Source organism: Ruegeria sp. F5 (assembly GCF_056533845.1).
The window spans coordinates 47180-71030 of sequence record NZ_JBQFOU010000014.1; the positions used below are offsets into that span (position 1 = coordinate 47180).

Here is a 23851-nt window from a genome sequence, read left to right on the forward strand (position 1 = left end):
ACAAGAATCGAAGCTCAGCGCGGATTTAACCGATCCGCATCAAGAACCATGAGCTCCTCGAAATACGTCATATCCGCGAACTTGCAAAATGCGGGCGGATTGAGTGGAATGACCGGCGCTGCCTCGACCAGATCCGACAGAATTGCGGTCAACTCGGCTTCCCAATCAGGTAGGACCGAATCCGGAAGCCACCCAATTGGATAAGCGAAGGTCATATGGTGCTGATAGGCGTCGTGGTTATCATGACGATATGCGAAAGGTGCCGTCAGGGCCTCTCGCCACTCGCGCAGCCCTACCGCATCTTGTTCGGTGACACCTTCAAGCCAAAGGCCCGTCGGGCTTAGCCCCGCCACGCGCACGGCAAATCCGGAGGGTGGAGAGAACCGGGCAAGCCGTGTGATCAATGCCTCGGTGACGCTGTCGACCGAGGCTGTCCGGTCAAGATCGCCGGGCCATGCGTCCGGTGTCCTGCGGGTTTCAATGACCCCTTCAAACACCGTCATGTGCAGGCTTTCCGCAGGGGTAAAAAGAAAGCGGTTCGCTTCGGGCAGAGCCATTATCCGTGCGCGCGCGTCCAAAACCGCCTTGTGGGCCGGCGCGTCGAAATCAAGATGGCAAACAACCGTATTGCCGGCTTCCGGTAAGAATTTATCTGCATCATACCGCTGACCGAACCGCCGTGGGGCCGCTGAATTCCGGCTTGTAGCAAATTGCGTTAACTCGATACGTAGTGACACCGCCAACCTCCTGATTTTCGACCAGTGCTAGTTGGAAACTATTGCAAAGTCGTGACGGAACGCTGCAAAACCTGCCCGTCGCGACGTGCGATGCCGCTGGCTCCAATGCGTTGCCGATCAAAAATCGATCTCAACCCCCGGCAGGTTCAATTCTTTCATCATGTCGCGCAATTCCTGCCGCGCGGCGATGTTCGAGATGTTCAATTGCTTGACCCCGATATCCTTGAGGTCCAGCAGGGTTAGGCCGCGCGGAAACAGTTCGCGGAAAATGACCCGCTCGGAAAAGCCCGAGGCGACGCGGAAGCCGATGCGTTGCGACAGCATTTCGATCGCGCGCTGCATCTTTTCCTTGTTGACCATGCGCTGGGTGCCGACCCGGTTGCGCACGACGACCCAGTCGATGGGTTTCAGCCCAGCCTGCGCCCGCAATTGCCGCGCGTTCCAGACCATCTCGGAATAGACTGACGGCCCGAGGATTTTTTCGCCCTTCGTGTCGATCCGCGCCAGCAGGTCGAAATCGATGAAGCTGTCATTCAGCGGGGTGATCAGCGTGTCGGCCAGCGAATGCGCCACCTGACTCAGGCGGGTATGCGAGCCGGGGCAGTCGATCAGGATGAAATCGCTGTCGCTTTCCAGTTCGGACACGGCGGCGGACAGGCGGTGGTCATAGATGTTCTCGCCCGGTTTAAGTTTGCTGGCGTCGATCTCGGGCAGGTCGTGGTGGCGGGGGCTGGGCAGGGCAACCTCCGAGCCGTTCAGAAAGTTGCCGCGGTTTTCGAAATACCGGCCAAGGCTGCGTTGGCGCAGGTCCAGATCCAGCGTGCTGACCTTATGGCCCAGCCGCGCCAGCGCGGTCGCCACATGCATGGAGACGGTGGATTTGCCTGCGCCGCCCTTCTCGTTCCCCACTACGATGATATGTGCCATGCCTGTATTCCCATGTCCCGCCGTGCTTGCCCACACGTTGTTGTCGGCCACTATATGTTGTGTTTGCGGGGAAGAAAAGAACCTCAAGCAGCAGTTTGGGGCTTTCTCAGGCTCAAATCCGGAAAACCGAACGCGAAGCGCAGGTTACGAGAGAGGCGCTTGCCAAAGCGCGGCCCGTGATTCACTGTTCAACCCAGGGTCCGGGAAGGAGAATGCGGGTTGGAGCACCTGTTTCTGAACGTTCTGAACGTGGTGCTGCCCGTGCTGATCTGCGCCGGAATCGGCTATTGTCTGGCGCTGATCAAGGCGCCGTTCGACAATAAGGTGATTGGCGGGATCGTCTCGAAGGTCGGCTATCCGACGCTGATTATCTCGCACCTGTCCACCACCAGTCTGGCGGTCGGCACCTTTCTGGACATGATGGCCGCCACCGCCTTGGCGATTGCGGGATTCGGCGTTCTGGGGTTCGTGGCGCTCAAGGCGCTGCGCCTGCCGGTACGGGCGTTTCTGACGCCGCTGATGCATGGCAATGTGGGCAATATCGGCCTGCCGATCACGCTGCTGGCGCTGGGCGATGCAGGCATGGCCTATACGATGGGCTTTGTCGTTGTCGTGCTGGTCAGCATCTTCACGGTCGGCATGTGGATTCCCGCCGGGGCGTTTTCGCCGAAGAAACTGGCGAGCTCTCCGATCATCTATGCGGTGGCCCTGTCGCTGATCCTGATGGCAACCGGCACCAGCCTGCCGCAACCGATTGCCAAATCCTTCGACATTCTGGGCGGGCTGTCGATCCCGTTGATGCTGCTGACGCTGGGTCATACTCTGGCCACGCTGAGGATCAAAAGTCTGGGCCGGGCGATCCTGCTGACGGTGTTGCATCTGGCAATGGCCGTCGCAATCGCCGGCACCCTGATCTGGCTGTTCGGCTTCACCGGAGCCGAACGCGGCGCGCTGATCCTGTGCTGCCTGATGCCCTCCTCGGTCGCGACCTATCTGTTCATCGACCAGCATGTGCCGGAATACGGGCCTGATGTGGCGGGGTTCATTCTGGTCTCGACCCTGACAACGATTGTCGTCCTGCCGGTGGCGCTGTCCTATTGGATTTGACGCGGCCCCTATGCGCAGCCATCGAAATTTGTTTTAGTGTCTGTAAGTTAGCCGCAAACAGATTTTCCGAGCCCTGAAGGTTCGGTCAGGTTTCAGGGGCGTTTTGATGTCGAACACTGAGTCCAATCAACCATCCGACATGACCGGGCCCCGCGTGGTTCTGGCCATGACGGCGATCTGCATGATGGTCGTCGGCTTCAACACCACCGCCGTTGCGACCATCCTGCCCAACCTCAAGGCCGAGTTCGACCTGACGCCATCCGGGCTGCAATGGGTGATGGCGATCTACACAGTGGCCAGCGCTACCCTTGTCACCATCGTCAGCCGGCTTGGCGACATAACCGGCAAGATGGGCGTGTTCTTCTTTGGCATGATCGTCTTTGCCTGCGGGTCAGCCACCGTTTTGGTTGCGCAGGACGGCACCATGCTGCTGATCGGGCGCGGGGCGCAGGGGGCGGGCGCTGCGGCGCTGTTCGGAACCTCGCTATCGGTGCTGACCGCCGCCACGCCCGAGGCGCAGCGGGCAGGCGTTACCGGGGCCTGGGGCGCCATTGTCGGGCTGGCCGTCGGGGTCGGGCCGATCGTGGGCGGCAGCTTTGCCCATTACATCAGCTGGCGTGCGGTTTTTGCCGCCGATCTGATCCTGCTGGCGGTGGCGTTCTATATCGGCCTGCGCGTCAGCAAACGAAAATACGTGCCGGACACCCGGCTGGAGGGGGCAACCTTCGACTATCCGGGCGCGATTGCCATTGTCCTGCTGCTGGGCCCGCTATCCTTTGCCCTCAGCAATGGCGAGAGCCGGGGCTGGGACACTGCCCTGACCCTTGTGCCGCTTGGCATCGCTGCGGTGGCTGCTGTTGCGCTGGTCATCACCTCGCGGCGCAGCGATGATCCGTTGATCGAGCTGCGCTATTTCCGGCATCCGCGGTACTTCATGGCGGCGGCGGGGATGTTCTTTGCGGGCTTCACGCTGTTCTGCTTCTTCGTCTATTTCAACGTGTTCGTGCAGTCGCCCGACACGTTCGGCTATTCGTCCATCAACGCGGGCATCTCGATCCTGCCGCTCAGCATCAGCATGTTCGTCATCTCGGTCACGGCGCCCCGCTTTCTTGCGCCCTATAGTTTCCAATGGCCGCTTATTCTGGGAATGGCGGCGATGGCCTGCGGGTTCTGGCTGCTGGTGACGACCACGAACACCACGGACTATGCCGAGATCTGGTGGAAGCTGGTGATCGTCGGGGTCGGGATCGGCATCTGTTTTTCCCTGCTGCCCCGTCTTGGCCTGCGCCTGCTGCCGGAAGAGCATATGGGGCAGGGGTCAGGCGTGATCAACGCGTTTCTCTACTTCGGCGCGACGATGGGCGCGGTGGTCGGTGGCTTGGCCGAGGCCATCACAACCCGCTCCGGCCTGACCGAGGTGATCAACGCGCTGCCCGCCGGGTCGACTCAGCGCGAAGACCTGGCCCACGCCCTGACCCACGGCACGCCCGGTCAGGTGCAGCAACTGATTGCGGGGCTGGACCCGAGCACCGGGACGGCTCTGGCCGAGGCGCTGCGTGATCTGCAGGACAATGCGTTTGACAGCGCGATGTTTGTGGCCGCCATCGCGGCGCTGATTGCCATGGTGCTGGCCCTGTTGCTGGTAAGAGGGCCGGTGCCGCCACTGCACAGCGCGGTGGAACTGACCAAGGATTAAGCCCCCGTATGGCCGGAGGCAGGCAGAAGCCGCCGGACATGCTGCCTGATCACTTCCAGCCAATTGGCCGGAATAGGCCTGCTGTTGTATTGCGGGTCTTGTCTGGAGCGCGCGGCGATCCTTTCCGCCGTGTCGGGCAGTTGATGCCTTTGGGCTGTGTGCTTCAGGAGGTCGGTATCGAACGGTGCCATCATAATCTTGCTCCTTTTCCAAAAGGATGATCCGTCACCGGGCTTTCTGGTATTGGTTAAGAAATTGTGCTGTTCTACAAAAATGAAGACCGAACACTGGAACTGGTCGGACCTGCGCGTCTTTCTGGCAGTGGTCAGAGAGGGGTCGACGCTGGCGGCGTCCCGCAAGCTGGGCATTGCGCAGCCAACGGTGGCGCGGCGTATCGAACAATTGGAACACCAGGCCGATCTGACCTTGTTCGTGCGCGATACACGAGGGTTCCAGCCAACCGCCCAGGCGCGGGACTTGATGCCACTGGCCGAGGCGGTGGAACAGGCATGCGCTGCTTTTGCCGCCAAATCGCAGGAGCTTGCGAAACCGCGACCGATCCGTATCACGGCACCAAGCTATTTCACCGACCCGTCGATGGAGATCTTCAGCGCCTTTGCCGCCTCGCATCCGGGGGTGGAACTCGAATTTCTGCTGGGCGTCGGCGTCCTGAACCTGCTTGAAGGCGAAGCGGATGTGGCGTTCCGCGTTACAATGACTGAGCCCGATGAAAGCCTGATCGGGCGCAAAATAGGAACCGAGCATTTTGCGCTCTATGGCGGACACCGGTATGCCGACAGCTTCGGCCTGCCAAAATCACCTGACGATTTTCGGGGCCACCGTTTTGTGACATTCAGGCGCGAGGACGCGGCAGACGACCTGTCCCGCTGGATTCAGCGCCACGTTCAGCCCGACCAGATCGTCGATACATTCAGCGATCTGGAGATGCTGCACGCGGCGATCAAGGCAGGTCGCGGCCTTGGGCTTGTGCATGCCAGATGGGCGGACACCGACAGGGCTTTCCTGCGCTGCTTCGACAACATTGCCGAACTCTCCCGCCCGTTCATGATGCTGATCGGACCCGAGGCGTATCAGCGGCCCGAGGTCAAGGCATTCGTCCGGTTCGTCGCCCCGCGCTATGCCGCGCGGTATGCAGTGCAAGCCGGGCATTAGACCCGCGGGATTTGCAGCGCGGCGCCGTCTGAGCTGAAGCCTGCCTGCGGAACCACCGTGAAGCCCAACAAAAAAGGCCGCCCCGAGGGACGGCCTTTTGCATCTCAACCAAGTCTGGCTTAGAAACCCAGACCTTCGTATTTCTTCTTGAACTTCGACACACGGCCGCCGGCGTCCAGCAGACGCGACGTGCCACCGGTCCACGCAGGGTGCGAGGAGGGGTCGATTTCCAGGGCCAGCTGGTCGCCTTCTTTGCCCCAGGTGGATTTCATCTGAACCACGGTGCCATCGGTCATTTTGACGTCGATGAGGTGATAATCGGGATGGATGTCTTTTTTCATCTTTCCGCTCCTTACGCCTCGGCGCCAGCCTTGGGCTTGTAGTTGGTGACTTCTGCGATACGTGCGGATTTACCGCGACGGGTGCGCAGATAGTACAGTTTGGCGCGACGGACGCGGCCACGGCGGACAACGGTGATGCTGTCGATGTTGGTCGAATACAGCGGGAACACACGCTCCACGCCTTCGCCAAACGAGATTTTGCGGACGGTGAACGATCCGGCGATGCCTTCGCCGTTCTTGCGCGCGATGCAGACGCCTTCGTAGTTCTGCACACGGGTGCGCGACCCTTCGGTCACCTTATAGCCGACACGGATGGTGTCACCGGCTTTGAAGTCGGGGATGTCTTTCCCCAGGGCGGCAATCTGTTCCGCCTCAAGCTGTGCGATCAGGTCCATCGCAGGTACTCCTATCTGCTCGTGGTTGGTCCACGAAGTTTGGGCACGGCCTGAGAGCTCTTGGTCTTCACCGGGTTCTGCGCACAGCCCGCCAGAGGTCAGATCGAATGTTCCTTTGGTCCGGTCTGCCCGGGCGCGTCCTTGCCGAAGAAAGCGGGACGTCACGCCATGTAACAAACCAAAACACCGGAGTCGCTTGGCGCGGCACCGGATTGCGGTCGTTTAAGGAATTTGCGGACGGGGATCAAGCCCAAATCGCATTGCCTGGCGGTGGGTTTTCGCCACTCTGGTAAATGCGCCGTTGCCTTGTCCGCCGGATCGGGCATTCTGAAGGCAATTACAAGAGCAGAAATTTCAGGCAGGACCCAAACGATGCGATTTGCACTTACGTTGGCCGTTGCAGGGGCCGTACTTCTGTCCTGCGGGCGAAGCGGCCCGCAACCTCAGGTGATCGAGCCGTCACAGGTCGTGGACCGGACGGCCCCGTCGGTGATCTATCCCGATTTCGGCGACGCCGACCCCCATGACTGGGACGGGCGGCATCCCGGCCATTATCCGATTCACGGGCTGGACGTTTCGCGCTGGCAGGGGCCGATTGACTGGCGCAGGGCCAAAGCCTCGGGCGTCAGCTTTGCGTTCCTCAAGGCGACCGAAGGCGGCGATGTGGCCGATCCGCTGTTCGACGATCACCGGCGCGGCGCGCAGGCGGCGGGGGTGCCGTGGGGGGCTTATCACTACTACTATTTCTGCCGCCCGGCGCATGAACAGGCCCGCTGGTTCATCAGGAATGTCCCCAAAGGAGCCGATCTGCCACATGTGCTGGACATGGAATGGACCCCGCATTCCAAGACCTGTACCCTGCGCCCCGATGGCAAAACCGTCCGGGCCGAGGCGCAGCGGTTCCTGAATATCCTCGAACGTCACTACGGCCGCAGGCCGATTGTCTACACGACCGTAGACTTCTACGAAGACACCGACATCGCGCGCCTGCCGAAAACCGAATTTTGGCTACGCTCCGTGGCAGGCCATCCGCGTCAGGTTTATCCGCGGACGATCTGGCGGTTCTGGCAGTACACGGGCACCGGGTTGGTGCCGGGCGTGCAGGGACGGGTCGATATCAACACGTTCAACGGCACGCCTGAACACTGGGCCGCGTGGAAGGCGGGCGGGTCTTAGGTGGGCGATCCGTAGGTTTCGATCGTTCCGCCGCCAATCAGGTGATTCAGCCGCCGCTCACGTTCTTGCCCGAATGAGTTGCGAAGCCAGAAAGATTCGCCCTGGGTCAGTTCGCGGCGCTCAAAGCCCTGCTCGCGCATGCAGCGGTCTACCTGATCAATCTCGCCCTGTGCCCGCAGCTGGTCCTCGAACGGGGCGGTCGCCACAGGGCCGATAATGATGCCCCAAAGCAGGATGTTTGTCGCATAGGCCCCAATAACGGCGCTGGTGCCGCCTTCATCGGCCTGCTGGGCGCAGCCATCAACGGCAACCTTGGCGGAATACACGTTGTGGCCGTCTTTTGTCGGAACCGAAGGCGCAAGAGGTTTTGTGCTGCAAGCCGAGGCAAGCAGAAGGCTCAAAAGTACAATCTTTTTCATGATTTGGTCTGGGTTTTCTTCTTGTTTGGCTACTCAAAATTCGTCGATCTACAGGATGAGTATCCCGCGTTTTGATCAACTTCAAATGGTGTCGTCGCAAGTTTTGCACCTGCGGCCCGGAAGTCACAGTCGCGCCGTTCAGTCGGCGGCGTCGCCCTTGGAATTCACGTAGGCGTCCCAGATGTCGGGCCGCCGTTCCCGGGTGATCTCTTCGGCCATCTGGTGCCGCCATTCGGCGATGCGCCCGTGGTGGCCGGACATCAGAACCTCGGGGATCGGGCGGTCTTTCCACTCTGCGGGGCGGGTGTATTGCGGGTGTTCCAGCAGGCCCGAGGAAAAGCTTTCCTCCTCGGTCGAGGCCTGATTGCCCAGCACGCCGGGGATCAGGCGCACGGTGGCGTCGATCAGCGCCTGTGCGGCGATCTCACCGCCGGTCATGACGAAATCGCCCAGACTGACCTCCTGAACGCCGTAATGCTCCAGCACCCGCTCATCGACGCCTTCGAACCGGCCACAGAGCAAGGTCATGCCATCGCAACGCGCGAGGTTTTGCATCATGCGCTGGTCCATCCGGCGCCCGCGCGGGCTGAGGTAGATCAGCGGCCAGTTCCCCCGAACATCTGCCATCGTGTGTTCGATCGCCTCGCCCAACACATCGGCGCGCAGCACCATGCCCGCGCCGCCGCCGGCGGGCGTGTCATCGACATTGCGATGCTTGCCGATACCAAACTGGCGCAGGTCTACCGTTTCCAGCTGCCACAGCCCGTCCTGCAGCGCTTTGCCGGTCAGGCTTTCCCCCAGAACGCCGGGAAAGGCCGAAGGGAACAGCGTGATGATCCTGGCCTTCCACACCCCGTGCAAATCCGGCGTGGGCGTCAGCAGCTCACGCGGTTTCAGGGTCGGGCGGATCGCCTTGCGTCCATGAGATTTCGAGGGCGTGTCGGTCATCAGTGGCGGGTCAGTTCATCTTGCGCGGTTTGAATAAGCGCCTTCTTTTGCGCCATTAACGCGCCGTCGTCCAGCGCCGACCGGTTCAACGCTAGCATTTCCGACAAGACCGAACCCGACAGGCCGGTATTGGCTTTCGACGGCGGCACAAGCCGCGCGGCTTTGTCAGACGGCAGGTTCAGGAATTCGGCAAAGGGCGCGCCGGGGCCGAACCGTCGCTGCCGCAGGTCTTCCAGCCATTCCGTCTGCACAGTGACCTCGGGAAGCGCGTCGCGGATCGCTTCGGCTGTTTCGTGCAGCGCGGGCAGGTGATCGAGACCGGCGCGAAAATCGTCGAAATCCTGAACAAGGCGCGTACGTTGCAGATCATGCGCCCACAGGCTGCGCAGCCAGTCGGGCTTTTCGCGCAGGGACAGGTAGACGGTTATGTTCAAATCCTCTCCGATCAGGCGACGCCGAATGGCGCTGACCAGAGTGGCCGCCAGATCGGGGGCAGCCGCATAACCCTCGGCGCTGTTTCTGCTGGGGCGCAGCCCTGCGAAATTCTCTTCGCTCAGGATCAGGCCGCGGCGGGTGCCAAAATCGAGCGTGGCCAGAAATTCGTTCAACTGGCCACCGAAATCGGCCAGCGTTCCGTCCAGCCGATAGATCGAGTGGCGCGTGGCGGCATCCGCCAATCCGCTCTTGCGGGTCTTGTAGGGCAGCACCAGAGAGAAATTTGGCCAGATCAGTTGCCGGTTTTCGTAAAGGAACGACTGTGCCGCAGTTGTGCCGGTTTTGTGCAGACCCAGATGCAGCAGAACGCGCCGCATCAAAACAGGCCTTCGGGCGGGTCCGCGATGATCCGGCCCGAGTCCAGATCGACGGTCGGGACGTTTTCCAAGGTGAACGGCAGCAGAACGGTGGTTTTCAACCCCGGCCCCTGCAATTCCAACAGGTCCGCCGCGCCGTGGTTCTGCACCGCCTTGACCTTGCCCAGAAGGGTGCCGCCGGTGTCATAGACCTCCAGCCCGATCAGGTCGGTGTGGTAGAACTCGTCATCGGGCAGCGAGGGCAGTTGTTCCCGCCGCGCAAACAGGCGCAGGCCTTTCAGGGCGTCGGCCTGTTCCTTGGTCTCCACCCCGCCCAGCCGGGCAGCGAAACCGTTCTTGATCGCCCGGGTCAGGACAAGCGGATAGCGGTCCTTGCCGGAGTCGTCGGTCAGGGGCGAATAGGCCTCGATATCTTCGGGAACAGCGCAATAGCTTTTCAGCCGCACTTCGCCACGCACGCCGTATGATCCTGCAATGCTGCCGACGCAGATCAGATCACTCATTTTGGCCTTCCGTTACACATAATCCGTCCCGCCATTGCCCGACGCCTTCGCATGCTTCGCGCTGGTTCGAACGTTCGAAGAACACGCCGACAATAAAGGCGATCAGCAGCAGGATGGGAAGGCGTAATAGTCCGAACATGGCCCTAGCGCACCTCGATGGGCAAAGCGTCGTCGCGGATTTCCCAGCCGACCTGTTCCAGTTCCGGCGTGTCCGACGGGGTTTCCGGGTATCCGACGCAGAAATAGCCGATCAGGCGCCAGGTCTCGGGCACGTCCAGATCACGCGCCATCTGGTCGGGGTCCAGAATGGACACCCAGCCCAGCCCCAACCCTTCGGCTCGCAGCGCAAGCCAGAACAGGGTGATGGCCGAAACCACCGAATAGCGCCGCATTTCGGGCATCGTGCCCGCGCCCAGACCCATGCCCTTGTCGGTGGCGTCGTCGCAGAACACGGCCAGCTGCACCGGGGCTTCTTGCATGCCCGAAAGCTTCAACTGGCTGTAAAGCTGCGCCTTTTCACCGGAATAGCCGTCCAGCGCCTGGGCGTTTGCGGTCTGGAAATTCTTCAAGGCCGCATCCCACGCGGCCTGACTTTCGACGCGGATTACGCGCCAGGGTTGGCTCAGCCCCACCGAAGGGGCCAGCCGAAACGCGTCGAGGCAGCGCGTCAGCACTGCCTCATCAATCGCGTCGGTGCGGAACCGGCGCACGTCGCGCCGGAGCCGCAGCAACAGGTCGAACTGCGTGCGAAAATCGTCGGTGAAAGTCTGATCCCGCACGGCACCCGCCTGCTTATTCTTCTGCAGCCGCTTCTTCAGCAGGCGCTTCTTCAGCTTCGGTTGCCTCAACTGCCTTGGCCGCTTTCTCTTCCGCGCGTTCCTGAGCTTTCTTGCCCGGTGTGCCCTTGTTGGGGTTGTTACGCTCGGCCTTTTCGCGGGTACCGGCGGCTTCCAGCATACGTGCGATCCGGTCGGTGGGCTGTGCGCCCTGATCCAGCCAGTACTGGATACGCTCTATGTTCATTTTCACGCGCTCTTCGTTGTCTTTCGGCAGCAGCGGGTTGTAGGTGCCCAGTTTCTCGATGAAACGGCCATCGCGCGGCATGCGGCTGTCAGCCGCAACGATGCGATAGAAGGGACGTTTTTTCGAGCCGCCGCGGGCGAGACGAATTTTCATTGCCATGGTGGTATCTCCTTTGAATGGCGTATCCGGGGTAAGCCCGGTTTAGTTCTGATGCTTCTTGTGGTGTCGGATGACTTCCTGAATGATGAAATTCAGGAAAGCCTTGGCGAAGTCGGGGTCCAGATCGGCCTCTTTCGCCAGGTCTTCTAACCGTGCGATCTGCGCCGCTTCGCGCGTGGGATCGGACGGGGGAAGGTCGTGTGTCGCTTTCAGCTTGCCGACGGCCTGCGTGTGCTTGAACCGTTCGCCCAGCGTATAGACAAGGATCGCGTCCAGCCGGTCGATGCTTTCGCGGTGCTCTTTCAGCAGCGTGGCAGCCTGTGTCACGGGGTTGGTCATTGGCCGGTCCTCTCGGTGGTCAGGTCGATCTGCGGGTGACGCCAGATCTGGGCGCGTTTGCCCAACAGCTCGCCATCCTCAAGCTCAAGCGTTGCGCCAAGCCGTTCGGCCAGCGCGCGCGAGCGGTCATTGGGATGCGCGATGTACGAGATCACGCCGTTCAGCCCCTGATGTCGCGCCGCATAGTCGCGCGCCGCCGCTGCGGCTTCAAAACCAAGCCCCTTGCCCTCGGCCTCGGCCATCAGCACCCAGCCCAGTTCGGGCTCGGCCCAGCCGGGGGCGTCGATCATGCCGGTCCATCCGACGAAAGCGCTGCTGGCTTTCTCGGTCAGATGCCAAAGGCCGAACCCTTTCAGCGCCCAATGTCCCAGACGGCCTGACAAAACGCTCCAGCACTTGGACGGGTCCATGGGTCCGCCGGCCATATGGCTGCGCTCGGTCGCGTAGAATGCGGTCATCGCGGGCAGATCGTCCGGATGCGGCGCGCGCAGGATCAGGCGTTCGGTCTCGAAGGTGGGGATGGTGAACGAGGTCATGCGTAGGCCTCCATCCCGCCATTCACCAGATCGCCCGGTGCCGGATGCCGCCAGACCTGCATGGTCCCAAACGCCGGATGTTCGTAATTGTAGTCAAAGGTGGCACCCAGGCGTTTGGCCAACGCCCTGCTGCTCAGATTGTCCGGGTCGATCAGGGAAATCGCCGTGTCCCAACCCAGGACATCATAGGCATACGCGCGCGCGGCCAGCGCGGCCTCGGTCGCATAGCCCTTGCCGGTGGCGGTGTTCATCAAGGTCCAGCCAATCTCGGGTTCGGGCCAACTGTGCGGGAACCAAAGGCCGACATGTCCGAGATAGGTGCCGGTGTCCTTTTCCTCGACACCCCAATACCCGTAGCCACGAATGGCCCAATGCCCCAGAAGCATGGCGAGCGCCCGCCACGTTTCGTCTTCCCGCTTGGGGCCACCGACAAATTTCGAGGCATCGCTGGCAAAGAACTCTGCCATCGCTTTTACGTCAGCCTCGCACGGGGCGCGCATAATCAGGCGCTCGGTCTCAAGCCGGGGGATATGATCGGCGATCAGGTTCACTTCTTCTTCCCAAACCCGCTGAGGCCCGGAGGCAGGCCCATGCCGTCGCCCAGACCAGGCAGGCCGCCGGGCATCTTGCCGCCCATCGCCTTGGCCGCCTGTTCCAGCGCCTTGGGGTCCATGCCCGCCGCCATATCCTCAGGGCTGGGGCCGCCTTTGCCGAACATGCCTTTCATGGCCTGTTTCAGCATCTTGCCTTTGCCCATCTTGCCCATCTTTTTCATCATGTCCGACATCTGCCGGTGCATCTTGAGCAGCTTGTTGAGGTCGCTGACCTCCATCCCTGAACCGGCTGCAATCCGCTTCTTGCGGCTCGCCTGCAGTAGCTGCGGGTTGGCGCGTTCGCGTTTGGTCATGGATTGGATCATGGCGATCTGCTGGCGCAGGATCTTGTCGTCGAGACCCGCCTGATCCATCTGCTTGGCCATTTTGCCCATGCCGGGCATCATGCCCATCATGCCCTGCATGCCGCCCATCTGGATCATCTGTTCCAGCTGCATTTTCAGGTCGTTCATGTTGAACTGACCCTTGACCATGCGCTTCATCATGCGCTCGGTCTGTTCGATCTCCATCGTTTCCTGGGCCTTTTCGACCAGGGCCACGATATCGCCCATGCCCAGAATACGTCCGGCGATCCGGTCCGGCTCGAAGGTTTCGAGCGCGTCCATCTTCTCGCCCAGACCGACAAAGCGAATGGGTTTGCCGGTGACCGCGCGCATCGACAGCGCCGCACCGCCGCGTCCGTCACCATCCATCCGGGTCAGGACCACGCCCGAGATGCCGACCTTCGCGTCGAATTCCTCGGCCACTTCGACGGCGACCTGACCGGTCAGGCCGTCGACCACCAGCAGGGTCTCGCGCGGGTCGACCGCGTTGCGGACCTGCTCGACCTCGTCCATCAGAACCTCGTCGATATGCAGACGGCCCGCGGTATCGAGCATATAGACGTCATAGCCGCCCAGCGTCGCCTGCTGCTTGGCGCGTTTGGCGATGTCGACGGGTTTCTGGCCGGGCACGATCGGCAGTGTATCGACACCGACCTGCGTACCCAGAACCGCCAACTGATCCATCGCCGCCGGGCGATAGACGTCGAGCGAGGCCATCAGGACCTTCTTGCCCTCTTTCTCTTTCAGGCGTTTCGCCAGCTTACCGGTGGTGGTCGTCTTTCCCGAGCCCTGCAGGCCGACCATCAGGATCGGCGCGGGAGGGTTGTCGATCTTCAGCTTGCCGGGGTCTTCCTCGCCGCGCAGCGTGTCGACCAGCGCGTCATGTACGATCTTGACGACCTGCTGGCCGGGGGTGATCGACTTGGTGACGGCCTGACCGGTCGCCTGTTCCTGCACTTTCTTGACGAACTCACGCGCCACCGGCAGGGAAACGTCGGCCTCAAGCAGGGCCACCCGGACCTCGCGCAGGGCGGTTTTGACGTCTTCTTCGGACAGTGCACCCTGTTTGGTCAGCCGGTCAAAGACGCCAGAGAGGCGTTCGGATAGATTTTCAAACATGCCTTCGGCCTCCTATGCCGGTTTAGATGTGGCGCTTCCTAGGTAGGAAACACCGGTTGAATACACAATTGCCCCAAGTGCACGGATAAACGTGCGGGCCTGCCAAATGGCATTGCCCCCACGGGCGAAACTCGCTGGTGGGGGGCGATCCCTGAACGACTCAAGGGACCGGAAGGTTAGGCTCTTCCGGATGTCTGGGTGGGGCTTTAGGCCGATTGGCGGACAGAGTCAACCTGGCGCGCCAAAAGCCGGTTATCCCGCCGGCCATGCTCTCACGGGATCGTGAGGGGGCTTGAGTTGAGCTTTTTGACACGCGGCGTCAGTAGGTTTCAAGGATATGAAGCGTGATTAATCCCCAAAGAGGTTTCCCATGTTCTCCAAAACTCTTGCCGCAGCAGCCCTGATCTGCGCTGCTTCTGCCAGCTATGCCGCCGAAAAGACCCTGTCCTCGGCCGAGATTGAAACGCTGTTGCAAGGCACCACGATCAAGGGGCTGCATTACGGGGTCGAAACCCGCCAGTATTTTGCCCCATCGGGCCTGACCCTGTGGATCAAGGAGGGCGATGCCGCCCCGTCCGAGGCGCGGTACAAGATTGAAGGGGATCAGTATTGCTCGAGCTGGACCGGGCTGTGGGCTGAACAGGATTACGGCTGCTTTGACATCGCGCAGGATGCAGAGCAGGGGCTGTACTATTTCATCGGCGACAATTTCCGCGCGCCTTTCGTGACCCTGCCGGGGTTCGAACTGCATTTCGACTGATTGCGGGCGGGTCCGTTCTGTGGCACAGCGCGGCAAACACCGCGTCAGGAGATCAGAATGGACGCCTCATCCGCTTTTCAGGACAGCCTGCCCATTAGTTCCGACGCGCTGTTGGCGCGGCTTGACGCGTGGGGGCTTGCCTATCGCCTGCATACCCACGTCCCTTTGCGCACAGTCGAGGACGCGAAATCGGTCGAGGATCAGTTTCTGGTGCCGGGCGAAAACACGTTGCGGCTCAAGAACCTGTATTTGCGCGACAGGAAAAAGCGCAACTATCTGGTGACGCTGGAACAAAGCCGCCAGATCGACCTCAAGGCGCTGGGGGCGGAGCTGGGTGTGGGCAACCTGTCCTTCGGATCGGCGGAGCGGCTGATGCAGAACCTCGGCATCCGCCCCGGTGCGGTCAGCCCGCTGGCGATGATCAACGGGGTGCAGAACAACGTCCGCTTTTTCATGGACGCAGCGGCGCAAGAGGCGGATGTCGTCAACATGCATCCGCTGGTCAACGACCGAACCGTGGTGCTGCCGCGCGCTGATCTGATGGCGTTTTTCGATCGGATCGGGTGCGAGGTGGGCTGGCTGCCCTGACGGAAGTATTTTCAGCCCCAAGAAGGTTCGTGCATTAGGCTTCGGCCAGGGCTGTGTTCAAAGCGGCTGCGACATGGGCGGCCGAGGGGTTTATGAACAGGTGGCCGTCTGCCTCAAATACCGGGTCGTCGAGGTGATCGGGAAAGGCCAGGGGCAGCTCGGTGCAGGCGAGCAGGATCGCGGTTCCCGGTGTTGCGTGGCGGTTGCAGAACGCCAGCAAGCGGCTGTGGGCGGTATCGGATGCGCCGCCGTAAAAATCCGAGTCGATCATGGCCTGCATTTCGGCGATTTCGCCTTCGGGCAGGTGGTCATTTGCGCGGATGCCATCTGCGGCCAGACGGTCGGCGTAGTTGGTGGCCTGCATGGTGACTGTGGTGCCCAGAACCAACGCATTCGCGGCCCCGCTTGCGGCGGTGACCTCGGCGGTGGCGTCGAAGATGCTGAGGATGGGCATCGACACGCCCTGACGGATAGCGTGCAAACGCGCATGCGGCGTGTTCGAGGCGATGATGCCGAAATCGCAACCCGCGCCTTCCAGCGTCAGCAGGGCATCGCGAAACACCGCGTCGAAAGCGGCCCAACTGGCCTCGTCCCCCGCCACACCACGCAGGGCGCGGGTTTTGGCTTGGGTGACGGACTCGATGGTCATGGGCGGGATGGGAAGGGGGGAACCGTGGCCGCGCCGGGCGAAATAACGCCCTGCGCCTTCGGCGATAGCCCGGTAGTAGTCCACGGTCGAGGCCCAGCCGACGCCGCCCAGAATGCCGATCTTTTTCATATGAAACGTCCAGTCTGACTGTTGCCGTTCCGGCGCAGACTGGACGTTTCACGTGGCGTTGACCAGAGGGGGATCGGTCAGGCCGCCAGTTCGGTGACCGCTTTGTGCGCGTTGCTCAGGGTCGTCTCGGCATCCAGCGCCATCTGGTCGGCTGCGATGACGTCGACATCTTGAACGCCGATGAAGCCCAGAACGTGGCGGGCGTAGTTGGTCGCAAAGTCAACCTCGGAGCCCACGGCGGTGCCGCCCGATGCGATGGCGAGAACGGCGCGCTTGCCCTCCAGCAGACCCTTGGGGCCGGATTCCGAATAGGCAAATGTCAACCCGACGCGGGCCACCAGATCGATCCAGGCCTTGAAGGCTGCGGGGACCGAGAAGTTGTAGATCGGCAAGCCGATGACGATGGTGTCCGCGCGCTGCAGTTCCGATACCAGCTCGTCCGACAGGGCAAGCTGATCGCGCTGCACTTCGTCACGCTGATCGGCGGGGGTGAAGTTGGCGGCGATCCAGTCCTCGGTCAGCAGGGGCAGGGGGGTGGCCAGATCGCGGCGGATGATGCGCTCTGCGCCCAGATGCCGGACGATCCGGTCGGACAGGTCGCGGGTGGCCGATCCGGTGCGGCGGGCCGAGGCGTCGATATGCAGAATGGTCTTGGTCATGTCTTTTCGTGTCCTTCTGGTCAGGGAAATCTTGCTTGCCTCAATATGAATGTTGCACGGGCGAACAAAACTCGGATACATCAACAGTGAATGTTGGAAATTGCACAAAAGATGGCGTGTCATGGACAATTGGGATGAAGTGAGAACCGCCTATCAGGTGGCGCGTATGGGAACCGTCAGCGGCGCGGCCGAGGTTCTGGGCGTGCACCACGCCACGGTGATCCGCCATATCGACGCCATCGAGGCGCGGCTGGGGGTCAAGCTGTTCCAGCGCCACGCGCGGGGCTACACCCCGACCGAGGCCGGCGAGGACCTGTTGCGTGTGGCGCAGGCGACCGAGGATCAGTTCAACCAACTGGTCGGGCGGATGAAAGGGCGCGGCGACGATGTCTCGGGCGAGTTGGTCGTGACCTCACTGGCCTCGCTCGCGCCTTTGGTGGTGCCCACACTCAGCGAGTTTCAGAAAGCGCATCCGGGTCTGATCGTGCGGTATCTGACCGGCGACCGCCTGTTCCGGCTGGAATATGGCGAGGCGCATGTGGCCATCCGCGCCGGGGCCGCGCCGGATCAGCCGGACAATGTGGTGCAACCTTTCGTGTCGCAAGAGGTCGGGCTGTTTGCCAGCAAGGATTATATCGCGCGGCGGGGTAAGCCCTCGGACGTTTCCGAATTCGCGGATCATGGCTTTGTCGGCGCCGATGATGAAAACAGCCGCGCGCCGTTTTCGCGCTGGCTGCGCGAAAACGCACCGGCCGAGGCGATCACCTTTCGCTGTTCGGAAAACTTCACCGGGGCCGAGGCGGTTCTGGCCGGTGCGGGCATCGGTTTCATGGCCCGGTGGGAGGCTGCGCGCCACCCGGAACTGGAAGAGGTCATGGAGCCTCTGCCCGAATGGTCCGGCAAGCTGTGGCTGGTGACGCATGTGGACCTGCACCGCACCACCAAGGTGCAGGCGTTTTTACAGTATCTCAAGGAACAGGCCAAAGGCTGGCTGCCATGAGCCCACAGGCGCGCGGCCATCTGGCCATGCTGACCTTTTCGGCGCTGGTGGCGGGCAGTTTTTCGCTGGGCTCGATCATCGCCAACGAGATTGCCCCGACGGCGCTCAATGCAATACGTTTTGCAATTGCCGCGGTGGTGATCGGTGTTGCAGCCCTCGCCACCACGGGTTTTTCACGCGCGGCGGCGCAGGCCCCGTGGCGCTATCTGATCCTGGGCGGGCTGTTTGCCACCTATTTCGTCCTGATGTTTTACGGCCTGAAAACTGCGCCACCGGTCAGCGCCGCCGCGGTGTTCACCCTGACGCCGGTCATTTCGGCCTTCGCAGGTTGGGTGCTGTTGCGGCAGATCACGACGCCCCGCATGGCGCTGGCCCTGATCGTCGGCGCTGTCGGCGCGCTTTGGGTGATCTTCCGGGCGGACTGGCAGGCGTTCCGCCTGTTCGAGATCGGGACCGGAGAGGTCATCTATTTCTGGGGCTGCGTCGCACATGCGGTCTACACGCCGATGGTGCGCAAACTGAACCGGGGGGAGCCTGCGGTGGTGTTCACCTTCGGCACGCTTGTCGCGGGCTTTCTGGTTCTGCTGGTGTTCGGGTGGTCGGACATCGCCGCGACCGATTGGCTGAACCTGCCATCCATCGTCTGGCTGGGCATCTTGTACTTGTCCTTCATCGCAACAGCGGCCAGTTTCGTTCTGGTCCAGTTCTCGGCGCTGCGCCTGCCGTCGGCCAAGGTCATGGCCTACACCTATCTCGTGCCAAGCTGGGTCATCCTGTGGGAGATTGCCCTGGGCAACGGCGTGCCGACCGGCCTGATTTTGGGCGGCGTTGCCCTGACCGTCGTGGCGCTGCTGCTTTTGTTGAAGGATGAAACCCCGGCCCCGATCCGGCGCTTGTCTGATTGAGGCTTGTTTTCCGCGCCGATGCCGCGGGTGTGGTGACCGGTGCGGAATACAGTCAGGAAGGCTGAACGCGACAAGGAACCTTGAGATAGGTCAAGGTGATCATATGCAGCTTTCTCTATGCTTTTGGCACAGGAGGAATGTGCCATGTTCAATCACATCATGTTCCCGGTTGATCTGCATCTGCCGCCCGAGGTTCGCAAGGCCGCAGACGTCGCGGCCGAGATGGCCAACTGGCAAGGCGCGAAGATCACCGTTGTCAGCGTGACCGGGACCGATCCGGCTCAGACGGTTGTGGCGGTCAACGATGATTTGCGCGCGTTTGCGGATCGACTGTCCGGAAACAGCGGGACCGAGGTCGCGTTCAGAAACATCCATTCGGTCGACGTGGCTGCCGAGGTTGACGGGGATCTGGCGAAGGCGGCTGACGAGATCGGCGCGGACCTGATCATCGTGGGCACGCATGCGCCCCGGATCACCGACTATATCTTTTCAAGCCATGCGGGATATCTGGCCAAACATGCCAGCGTCTCGGTTTTTGTGGTCAGATAGCTCTAATCGTCGCCCGCAGGCAGCTCGACTTCCAGAAACCGTTCGAACGCGTCCAGATTGACCGGTTCGAACTGACCGAACCCCTGCATCCAGACCGAGGCCGCGCGCAGGGCGTCGGGTTCCAGCTTGCACCATTTCACCCGACCGCGTTTTTCCTGTGAAATCAGCCCGGCTTTGGTCAGAATGACCAGATGTTTCGAGATCGCGGCCAGCGACATCTCGAACGGCTCGGCGACGTCCGTCACGGCCATGTCATCCTCGAGCAGCATGGCAAGGATGGTGCGGCGGGTCGGGTCGGCGAGGGCTGCGAACACGGTGTCGAGGTCATTGGACATGGCCCCGCTGAACCACAGCCCCGGAGTTTGGTCAACCATTTGGTTGAATATGCGGATTCATGCCTTTTGACGTGTGGCACCGGGATTGGCCGGAAACCTGACTAGAGATTTCGAATGGAAAGTCTTTTATTATCAGTGTATTGAACTGCGACAATCCGGGCGCGCAACAGCGTTGACTCTGCGCCCCATGCCCCTTAGCACCCTACCCAAGACTGTGCGAGGGAACCGCCCGTGACCGAAGACGACCAAAAGCAGCGTATGGCGCAGCTGGAGGCCAAGATCGAGGCGGCGAAAAAGGCCAAGGCGCCGAAACCTCGTGCGGATGCTGACGTGTCCGGGGGCGAGCTTGCCTGGAGGATGGTCATCGAAATGGTATCCGGTCTGGGGATCGGATTTGGCATCGGATACGGGCTGGACAGCCTGCTCGGGACGATCCCGATCTTTCTGGTGCTGTTCACATTGCTGGGCCTTGTCGCGGGCGTGAAGGTTATGCTCCGTAGCGCGAAAGAGGTCCAAGATAAACAAATGGCGGCCAACGAACCGGCTGACCAAGACGAAAGGGACTGAACGTGGCGACCGAGACCACCGCAGCAGAAGGCAGCAGCCTGGTATTCCACCCGATGGACCAGTTCATCGTCAAGCCGTTGTTCGGCGACGGTGCGATTGCATGGTACACGCCGACCAACGTGACCCTGTGGCTGTTTCTGGCGATTGCGGCGATCTTTGCGCTGCTGGTGCTCAGCACCTCGAAGCGCGCGATCGTTCCGACCCGGATGCAGTCGGTGGCCGAACTGGCCTATGGCTTCATCTACAAGATGCTGGAAGACATCTGCGGCAAGGAAGGCGTCAAGTACTTCCCCTATGTCATGACCCTGTTCATGTTCATCGTCTGCGCCAACTTCCTGGGCATGTTGCCCATGTCCTTCACCACCACATCGCATTTCGCCGTGACCATCCCGCTGGCGCTGGCCGTGTTCCTGACCGTGACCGTTCTGGGTTTCGTCAAGAACGGCGCGGGCTTTCTGGGCCTGTTCTGGGTCTCCAGCGCACCAATGGCGCTGCGACCGGTTCTGGCGATTATCGAGCTGATCTCGTACTTCGTGCGCCCGGTCAGCCACTCCATCCGTCTTGCCGGTAACGTCATGGCAGGCCACGCCGTGATCAAGGTGTTCGCAGGCTTTGCCGCGATTGCCGCGATCTCGCCCGTGTCCGTGCTGGCGATCACCGCAATGTATGGCCTCGAGGTCCTTGTGTCCTTCATCCAGGCCTACGTTTTCACCATTCTGACCTGTGTATACCTCAAGGATGCGCTGCATCCGTCGCACTAAGGTCCGAACCCCCAAAATCGAAACTTCCAATTCGTAAGGAGATACATCATGGAAGGCGATCTCGCACACATCGGCGCAGGCCTGGCAGCAATCGGTTCCGGCGCAGCCGCAATCGGGGTGGGCAACGTTGCAGGCAACTTCCTGGCCGGCGCCCTGCGCAACCCTTCGGCGGCTGCTTCGCAGACCGCAACCCTGTTCATCGGTATCGCATTCGCAGAAGCCCTGGGGATCTTCGCATTCCTGGTCTCGCTGCTGCTGATGTTCGCCGTCTAATCTGCGGAACCTGATCCTTACGCGCAGGTGGGCCCAAGCCATAGCGGCCCGCCTGTTGTAAAGACAACGTTCCGACGGAGGACATCATGGCGACTGAACCCATTAGCGAAGAAGTAGTTGGCTCGTGCGTTGATGCCGGTGGTTCGGCCATCGGGATGCCGCAGCTCTGCTTCGATTGGTTCCCCAACCAGATTTTCTGGCTGGTCATTACGCTGGTCGTCATCTTTCTGGTCCTGTCCCGCGTGGCCCTGCCCCGCATCGCGGCAATCCTGGCTGAACGTCAGGGGACCATTACAAATGACCTGGCTGCGGCCGAAGATCTGAAGGCCAAGGCGGTCGAGGCCGAAGAGGCCTATAACAAGGCGCTGGCCGATGCCCGGTCTGAGGCACAGCGTATCGCAGCGGAAGCCCGCGCCGAAATCCAGTCTGGTCTGGATGACGCAATTGCCAAGGCGGATGCGGAAATCGCTGCAAAGGCGGCTGAATCGGAAAAGGCAATTGCCGAAATCCGTGCCGGCGCGCTGGAAAGCATTCAAGTGGTTGCCAAGGATACGGCGGCTGAACTGGTTAGCGCACTGGGCGGCGAGGCGGATGCCAAAGCCATCGACGGTGCCGTTGACGCGCAGATGAAAGGATAAGTGACATGCGGAACACTCTTGCCCTTATCCTGACCTTTGCTGCCGCCAGCCCGGCGCTGGCCGCAAGCGGCCCGTTCTTCTCGCTTGGCAACACCGACTTTGTGGTCACTCTGGGCTTCATCGTCTTCATCGCGGTCCTGTTCTACTTCAAGGTCCCCGGTATGATCGGCGGCGCTTTGGACAACCGGGCCGAGGGCATCAAGTCCGAACTGGACGAAGCCCGCGCCCTGCATGAAGAAGCGCGCACCCTGCTGGCCTCGTACGAGCGCAAGCAGCGCGAAGTTCAGACCCAGGCGGACGCTATCGTGGAAGCGGCGAAAGCAGACGCGGCTCTGGCGGCTGAGCAAGCCAAGGTCGATCTGGAAAAATCCATCGCACGCCGTCTGGCCGCTGCGCAGGATCAGATCGCATCGGCCGAGGCTTCGGCTGTCAAAGAAGTGCGCGATCAGGCGGTGTCCGTCGCGGTCTCGGCCGCAAGCGCGGTTCTGGCCAAGCAGATGACCGCAGCGCAGGCGAACAAGCTGATCGACGACTCGATCGCGGATGTCGGTGAAAAGCTGCACTGACACACCGTTTCGACGAGCGACTGAAAATGACGACCCGAGAGTTTCTTAACTTTCGGGTCTATTTTTTGTGTCACAGTTGGTCCGGAAAACAGAGGTTCCCGTTCATCGAAGCCGGGACTATACCGGTGGTGCGGGCCGTTGGATACCATTTGTGCCATCTTGGACGTTGTGGGATGGCTGGCAATGCCAGAAACGGAATGCGATCCAAAGCGGCTTTCGGAGTTGAGTGACGTAGATGACGGCAGGCGTAAGCAGGGCTGACGTGCCTGAGACGGAACAGACGGTCTCGATGAACATCGTGGGTGTGGTCAGGAACGGTGGCGACGCTCTTAGGCAGACGATTGGACAGATCGAACGATTGACGTCCTGTCTCGGTCGGTTCCAAATTGTCATCGCAACAAACGACAATACCGACGATACGGATCATACATTGGTCGACTACGCAGAGCGGTGCTCTGATATTCGTATCCTTCGGTTGGATGGGATCACAACTGACGTTTCCGAGCGGGTTGAACGCATTACTGTGGCGCGCAACGCAGTGCTGGAAGAGCTTGAAAAAAACGAACCTGGCAATGCGTTGACTTTGGTGCTGGACCTGGATGGCCCGAACGTTTGTCTGGATGAAAAGGCTGTTTTGGCAGCCGCTCGCAAGGTGGCTCCTGAATGGGACGCGTTGTTGGCGAACTCACGGCCAGCATATTACGACATCTATGCGCTGAGATGCACAGGGTGGTGCGACGAGGATGTGTGGCAGCGCATTCACAATGCGCGTAAACCTCTGTTCGGTCGAAAAAAGTGGCGCCGCAATTTGCTGAAAACGGCGATCTACGACCGCCAGTTCGATATTCCGGAAAACAGTCAGATGATACCCGTCGACAGCGCCTTCGCGGGCGCGGGTTTGTACAAGACGAAAGCGTTGAAGGGCCTGCGATACGCTTGCCGGGATGAACGGGGCAGTCTTGTCTGCGAACACGTGATGCTGCACAAGACAATGCGAGAACGCGGGGCGCGGCTGTTTATCGAACCGGCCTTAACGACAATCGCCCCGGCCGAGCATCTTGGCGAAGGAAGCGGCGCTTTGCTCCCGCCTCTTTTGATGAACCGCATTTCAGGGACCAACTGAAC

The 23851-nt window shown here is 61.2% G+C and carries 33 protein-coding genes; 15 read left to right on the forward strand and 18 right to left on the reverse strand.

The features are described 5' to 3' along the window. Positions 1-14: 14 nt before the first annotated feature. Both ACR0K1_RS18780 and ACR0K1_RS18785 read right to left on the reverse strand, forming a co-directional pair. Positions 15-737 (reverse strand): DUF1868 domain-containing protein, encoded by a 723-nt coding sequence (locus ACR0K1_RS18780; RefSeq protein ID WP_480612410.1) that lies wholly within the window; start codon positions 735-737, stop codon positions 15-17. A 117-nt stretch (positions 738-854) separates the two neighbouring features. Next, a complete protein-coding gene (locus ACR0K1_RS18785; protein ID WP_480612235.1) occupies positions 855-1664 on the reverse strand; it encodes a division plane positioning ATPase MipZ in 810 nt (269 codons plus the stop codon). Positions 1665-1883: 219 nt separating this feature from the next. On the opposite strand from ACR0K1_RS18785, the gene ACR0K1_RS18790 reads away from it, so the two are divergent. From ACR0K1_RS18790 to ACR0K1_RS18800, 3 genes are all read left to right on the forward strand, one after another. Beyond that, the gene (locus ACR0K1_RS18790) at positions 1884-2771 is read left to right on the forward strand and encodes an AEC family transporter (protein WP_480612237.1); all 888 of its coding nucleotides are present in this window, start codon (positions 1884-1886) and stop codon (positions 2769-2771) included. A 139-nt stretch (positions 2772-2910) separates the two neighbouring features. Further along, positions 2911-4467 carry an MFS transporter gene (locus tag ACR0K1_RS18795; RefSeq protein WP_480612238.1) on the forward strand — a complete coding sequence of 519 codons (1557 nt, stop codon included), beginning with the start codon at positions 2911-2913 and terminating at the stop codon, positions 4465-4467. A gap of 273 nt (positions 4468-4740) precedes the next feature. After that, the gene (locus tag ACR0K1_RS18800) at positions 4741-5640 is read left to right on the forward strand and encodes a LysR family transcriptional regulator (protein ID WP_480612241.1); all 900 of its coding nucleotides are present in this window, start codon (positions 4741-4743) and stop codon (positions 5638-5640) included. Between the two features lie 119 nt (positions 5641-5759). On the opposite strand, the gene rpmE is transcribed toward ACR0K1_RS18800, so the two are convergent. After that, a complete protein-coding gene (gene rpmE / locus ACR0K1_RS18805) occupies positions 5760-5981 on the reverse strand; it encodes a 50S ribosomal protein L31 (protein WP_480612242.1) in 222 nt (73 codons plus the stop codon). An 11-nt stretch (positions 5982-5992) separates the two neighbouring features. Beyond that, positions 5993-6376: a 50S ribosomal protein L19 gene (gene rplS / locus ACR0K1_RS18810; protein ID WP_170575547.1), complete on the reverse strand. Its 384-nt coding sequence runs from the start codon at positions 6374-6376 to the stop codon at positions 5993-5995. A gap of 372 nt (positions 6377-6748) precedes the next feature. Between rplS and ACR0K1_RS18815 the strand changes: the two genes are divergently transcribed. Continuing rightward, the gene (locus ACR0K1_RS18815; RefSeq protein ID WP_480612243.1) at positions 6749-7552 is read left to right on the forward strand and encodes a glycoside hydrolase family 25 protein; all 804 of its coding nucleotides are present in this window, start codon (positions 6749-6751) and stop codon (positions 7550-7552) included. On the opposite strand, the gene ACR0K1_RS18820 is transcribed toward ACR0K1_RS18815, so the two are convergent. From ACR0K1_RS18820 to ffh, 11 genes are all read right to left on the reverse strand, one after another. Then, positions 7549-7971, reverse strand: a complete 423-nt coding sequence (locus tag ACR0K1_RS18820) for a hypothetical protein (RefSeq protein WP_480612244.1) — start codon at positions 7969-7971, stop codon at positions 7549-7551. The genes ACR0K1_RS18815 and ACR0K1_RS18820 overlap by 4 nt on opposite strands. Before the next feature lie 138 nt (positions 7972-8109). Next, entirely contained in the window at positions 8110-8919 is an 810-nt protein-coding gene (gene trmD / locus ACR0K1_RS18825) for a tRNA (guanosine(37)-N1)-methyltransferase TrmD (RefSeq protein WP_480612245.1), read from the reverse strand. After that, entirely contained in the window at positions 8919-9731 is an 813-nt protein-coding gene (locus tag ACR0K1_RS18830; protein ID WP_480612246.1) for a hypothetical protein, read from the reverse strand. The genes trmD and ACR0K1_RS18830 overlap by 1 nt, the downstream gene beginning before the upstream one ends. Next, on the reverse strand, positions 9731-10234 hold the full coding sequence (gene rimM, locus ACR0K1_RS18835) for a ribosome maturation factor RimM (protein ID WP_480612247.1): 504 nt from the start codon (positions 10232-10234) through the stop codon (positions 9731-9733). Before rimM ends, ACR0K1_RS18830 begins: the two co-directional genes overlap by 1 nt. Next, entirely contained in the window at positions 10227-10373 is a 147-nt protein-coding gene (locus tag ACR0K1_RS18840) for a hypothetical protein (RefSeq protein ID WP_480612249.1), read from the reverse strand. Before ACR0K1_RS18840 ends, rimM begins: the two co-directional genes overlap by 8 nt. Before the next feature lie 4 nt (positions 10374-10377). Then, entirely contained in the window at positions 10378-11013 is a 636-nt protein-coding gene (gene bluB / locus ACR0K1_RS18845) for a 5,6-dimethylbenzimidazole synthase (RefSeq protein ID WP_480612250.1), read from the reverse strand. Positions 11014-11026: 13 nt separating this feature from the next. After that, on the reverse strand, positions 11027-11416 hold the full coding sequence (rpsP, locus tag ACR0K1_RS18850; RefSeq protein WP_480851496.1) for a 30S ribosomal protein S16: 390 nt from the start codon (positions 11414-11416) through the stop codon (positions 11027-11029). 42 nt (positions 11417-11458) lie between these two features. Next, on the reverse strand, positions 11459-11755 hold the full coding sequence (locus ACR0K1_RS18855) for a chorismate mutase (protein WP_480612253.1): 297 nt from the start codon (positions 11753-11755) through the stop codon (positions 11459-11461). Then, positions 11752-12291, reverse strand: coding sequence for a GNAT family N-acetyltransferase (locus ACR0K1_RS18860; RefSeq protein WP_480851497.1), 540 nt, complete (start codon positions 12289-12291; stop codon positions 11752-11754). Before ACR0K1_RS18860 ends, ACR0K1_RS18855 begins: the two co-directional genes overlap by 4 nt. Continuing rightward, complete coding sequence (locus tag ACR0K1_RS18865) at positions 12288-12842, reverse strand: GNAT family N-acetyltransferase (protein WP_480851498.1); 555 nt, start codon at positions 12840-12842, stop codon at positions 12288-12290. The genes ACR0K1_RS18860 and ACR0K1_RS18865 overlap by 4 nt, the downstream gene beginning before the upstream one ends. Continuing rightward, a complete protein-coding gene (gene ffh / locus ACR0K1_RS18870) occupies positions 12839-14347 on the reverse strand; it encodes a signal recognition particle protein (protein ID WP_480851499.1) in 1509 nt (502 codons plus the stop codon). The genes ACR0K1_RS18865 and ffh overlap by 4 nt, the downstream gene beginning before the upstream one ends. A gap of 370 nt (positions 14348-14717) precedes the next feature. On the opposite strand from ffh, the gene ACR0K1_RS18875 reads away from it, so the two are divergent. Together ACR0K1_RS18875 and ACR0K1_RS18880 are read left to right on the forward strand one after the other, a co-directional pair. After that, a complete protein-coding gene (locus ACR0K1_RS18875; protein WP_480612261.1) occupies positions 14718-15107 on the forward strand; it encodes a hypothetical protein in 390 nt (129 codons plus the stop codon). A gap of 57 nt (positions 15108-15164) precedes the next feature. Beyond that, positions 15165-15695: a prolyl-tRNA synthetase associated domain-containing protein gene (locus ACR0K1_RS18880; RefSeq protein WP_480612262.1), complete on the forward strand. Its 531-nt coding sequence runs from the start codon at positions 15165-15167 to the stop codon at positions 15693-15695. Between the two features lie 34 nt (positions 15696-15729). Here the strand turns inward: ACR0K1_RS18880 and ACR0K1_RS18885 are convergent, their stop codons facing one another. Both ACR0K1_RS18885 and ACR0K1_RS18890 read right to left on the reverse strand, forming a co-directional pair. Continuing rightward, a complete protein-coding gene (locus ACR0K1_RS18885) occupies positions 15730-16473 on the reverse strand; it encodes an aspartate/glutamate racemase family protein (RefSeq protein ID WP_480612264.1) in 744 nt (247 codons plus the stop codon). A gap of 77 nt (positions 16474-16550) precedes the next feature. Continuing rightward, on the reverse strand, positions 16551-17132 hold the full coding sequence (locus ACR0K1_RS18890; RefSeq protein WP_480851500.1) for an FMN-dependent NADH-azoreductase: 582 nt from the start codon (positions 17130-17132) through the stop codon (positions 16551-16553). 121 nt (positions 17133-17253) lie between these two features. On the opposite strand from ACR0K1_RS18890, the gene ACR0K1_RS18895 reads away from it, so the two are divergent. From ACR0K1_RS18895 to ACR0K1_RS18905, 3 genes are all read left to right on the forward strand, one after another. After that, positions 17254-18132 (forward strand): LysR family transcriptional regulator, encoded by an 879-nt coding sequence (locus tag ACR0K1_RS18895; RefSeq protein ID WP_480851501.1) that lies wholly within the window; start codon positions 17254-17256, stop codon positions 18130-18132. Continuing rightward, on the forward strand, positions 18129-19037 hold the full coding sequence (locus tag ACR0K1_RS18900) for a DMT family transporter (RefSeq protein ID WP_480612269.1): 909 nt from the start codon (positions 18129-18131) through the stop codon (positions 19035-19037). Before ACR0K1_RS18895 ends, ACR0K1_RS18900 begins: the two co-directional genes overlap by 4 nt. Before the next feature lie 144 nt (positions 19038-19181). Then, positions 19182-19586 carry a universal stress protein gene (locus tag ACR0K1_RS18905; RefSeq protein ID WP_480612271.1) on the forward strand — a complete coding sequence of 135 codons (405 nt, stop codon included), beginning with the start codon at positions 19182-19184 and terminating at the stop codon, positions 19584-19586. A 2-nt stretch (positions 19587-19588) separates the two neighbouring features. On the opposite strand, the gene ACR0K1_RS18910 is transcribed toward ACR0K1_RS18905, so the two are convergent. Continuing rightward, positions 19589-19921 carry an ArsR/SmtB family transcription factor gene (locus tag ACR0K1_RS18910; protein ID WP_480612412.1) on the reverse strand — a complete coding sequence of 111 codons (333 nt, stop codon included), beginning with the start codon at positions 19919-19921 and terminating at the stop codon, positions 19589-19591. Positions 19922-20152: 231 nt separating this feature from the next. Here ACR0K1_RS18910 and ACR0K1_RS18915 point away from each other — a divergent pair, with 231 nt between their 5' ends. From ACR0K1_RS18915 to ACR0K1_RS18940, 6 genes are all read left to right on the forward strand, one after another. Further along, the gene (locus tag ACR0K1_RS18915) at positions 20153-20488 is read left to right on the forward strand and encodes an AtpZ/AtpI family protein (RefSeq protein ID WP_480851502.1); all 336 of its coding nucleotides are present in this window, start codon (positions 20153-20155) and stop codon (positions 20486-20488) included. A 2-nt stretch (positions 20489-20490) separates the two neighbouring features. Next, on the forward strand, positions 20491-21249 hold the full coding sequence (locus ACR0K1_RS18920; RefSeq protein ID WP_170673622.1) for a F0F1 ATP synthase subunit A: 759 nt from the start codon (positions 20491-20493) through the stop codon (positions 21247-21249). Positions 21250-21297: 48 nt separating this feature from the next. After that, positions 21298-21522, forward strand: coding sequence for a F0F1 ATP synthase subunit C (locus ACR0K1_RS18925; protein WP_005981269.1), 225 nt, complete (start codon positions 21298-21300; stop codon positions 21520-21522). An 86-nt stretch (positions 21523-21608) separates the two neighbouring features. Continuing rightward, on the forward strand, positions 21609-22160 hold the full coding sequence (locus ACR0K1_RS18930) for a F0F1 ATP synthase subunit B' (protein WP_480851503.1): 552 nt from the start codon (positions 21609-21611) through the stop codon (positions 22158-22160). Between the two features lie 5 nt (positions 22161-22165). Further along, positions 22166-22726: a F0F1 ATP synthase subunit B gene (locus tag ACR0K1_RS18935; protein WP_480612276.1), complete on the forward strand. Its 561-nt coding sequence runs from the start codon at positions 22166-22168 to the stop codon at positions 22724-22726. A gap of 262 nt (positions 22727-22988) precedes the next feature. Further along, positions 22989-23849 (forward strand): hypothetical protein, encoded by an 861-nt coding sequence (locus ACR0K1_RS18940; RefSeq protein WP_480851504.1) that lies wholly within the window; start codon positions 22989-22991, stop codon positions 23847-23849. Positions 23850-23851: the final 2 nt, after the last annotated feature.

Bases quoted from the DNA above. Each gene is read 5' to 3' on its own strand.
- ACR0K1_RS18785 (WP_480612235.1), bottom strand. From the start codon at position 1,664: ATGGCACATATCATCGTAGTGGGGAACGAGAAGGGCGGCGCAGGCAAA.
- ACR0K1_RS18795 (WP_480612238.1), top strand. From the start codon at position 2,911: ATGACCGGGCCCCGCGTGGTTCTGGCCATGACGGCGATCTGCATGATG.
- ACR0K1_RS18800 (WP_480612241.1), top strand. From the start codon at position 4,741: ATGAAGACCGAACACTGGAACTGGTCGGACCTGCGCGTCTTTCTGGCA.
- rpmE (WP_480612242.1), bottom strand. From the start codon at position 5,981: ATGAAAAAAGACATCCATCCCGATTATCACCTCATCGACGTCAAAATG.
- rplS (WP_170575547.1), bottom strand. From the start codon at position 6,376: ATGGACCTGATCGCACAGCTTGAGGCGGAACAGATTGCCGCCCTGGGG.
- ACR0K1_RS18815 (WP_480612243.1), top strand. From the start codon at position 6,749: ATGCGATTTGCACTTACGTTGGCCGTTGCAGGGGCCGTACTTCTGTCC.
- ACR0K1_RS18820 (WP_480612244.1), bottom strand. From the start codon at position 7,971: ATGAAAAAGATTGTACTTTTGAGCCTTCTGCTTGCCTCGGCTTGCAGC.
- trmD (WP_480612245.1), bottom strand. From the start codon at position 8,919: ATGACCGACACGCCCTCGAAATCTCATGGACGCAAGGCGATCCGCCCG.
- ACR0K1_RS18830 (WP_480612246.1), bottom strand. From the start codon at position 9,731: ATGCGGCGCGTTCTGCTGCATCTGGGTCTGCACAAAACCGGCACAACT.
- rimM (WP_480612247.1), bottom strand. From the start codon at position 10,234: ATGAGTGATCTGATCTGCGTCGGCAGCATTGCAGGATCATACGGCGTG.
- ACR0K1_RS18840 (WP_480612249.1), bottom strand. From the start codon at position 10,373: ATGTTCGGACTATTACGCCTTCCCATCCTGCTGCTGATCGCCTTTATT.
- rpsP (WP_480851496.1), bottom strand. From the start codon at position 11,416: ATGGCAATGAAAATTCGTCTCGCCCGCGGCGGCTCGAAAAAACGTCCC.
- ACR0K1_RS18855 (WP_480612253.1), bottom strand. From the start codon at position 11,755: ATGACCAACCCCGTGACACAGGCTGCCACGCTGCTGAAAGAGCACCGC.
- ACR0K1_RS18860 (WP_480851497.1), bottom strand. From the start codon at position 12,291: ATGACCTCGTTCACCATCCCCACCTTCGAGACCGAACGCCTGATCCTG.
- ffh (WP_480851499.1), bottom strand. From the start codon at position 14,347: ATGTTTGAAAATCTATCCGAACGCCTCTCTGGCGTCTTTGACCGGCTG.
- ACR0K1_RS18875 (WP_480612261.1), top strand. From the start codon at position 14,718: ATGTTCTCCAAAACTCTTGCCGCAGCAGCCCTGATCTGCGCTGCTTCT.
- ACR0K1_RS18880 (WP_480612262.1), top strand. From the start codon at position 15,165: ATGGACGCCTCATCCGCTTTTCAGGACAGCCTGCCCATTAGTTCCGAC.
- ACR0K1_RS18885 (WP_480612264.1), bottom strand. From the start codon at position 16,473: ATGAAAAAGATCGGCATTCTGGGCGGCGTCGGCTGGGCCTCGACCGTG.
- ACR0K1_RS18890 (WP_480851500.1), bottom strand. From the start codon at position 17,132: ATGACCAAGACCATTCTGCATATCGACGCCTCGGCCCGCCGCACCGGA.
- ACR0K1_RS18895 (WP_480851501.1), top strand. From the start codon at position 17,254: ATGGACAATTGGGATGAAGTGAGAACCGCCTATCAGGTGGCGCGTATG.
- ACR0K1_RS18900 (WP_480612269.1), top strand. From the start codon at position 18,129: ATGAGCCCACAGGCGCGCGGCCATCTGGCCATGCTGACCTTTTCGGCG.
- ACR0K1_RS18905 (WP_480612271.1), top strand. From the start codon at position 19,182: ATGTTCAATCACATCATGTTCCCGGTTGATCTGCATCTGCCGCCCGAG.
- ACR0K1_RS18910 (WP_480612412.1), bottom strand. From the start codon at position 19,921: ATGTCCAATGACCTCGACACCGTGTTCGCAGCCCTCGCCGACCCGACC.
- ACR0K1_RS18925 (WP_005981269.1), top strand. From the start codon at position 21,298: ATGGAAGGCGATCTCGCACACATCGGCGCAGGCCTGGCAGCAATCGGT.
- ACR0K1_RS18930 (WP_480851503.1), top strand. From the start codon at position 21,609: ATGGCGACTGAACCCATTAGCGAAGAAGTAGTTGGCTCGTGCGTTGAT.
- ACR0K1_RS18935 (WP_480612276.1), top strand. From the start codon at position 22,166: ATGCGGAACACTCTTGCCCTTATCCTGACCTTTGCTGCCGCCAGCCCG.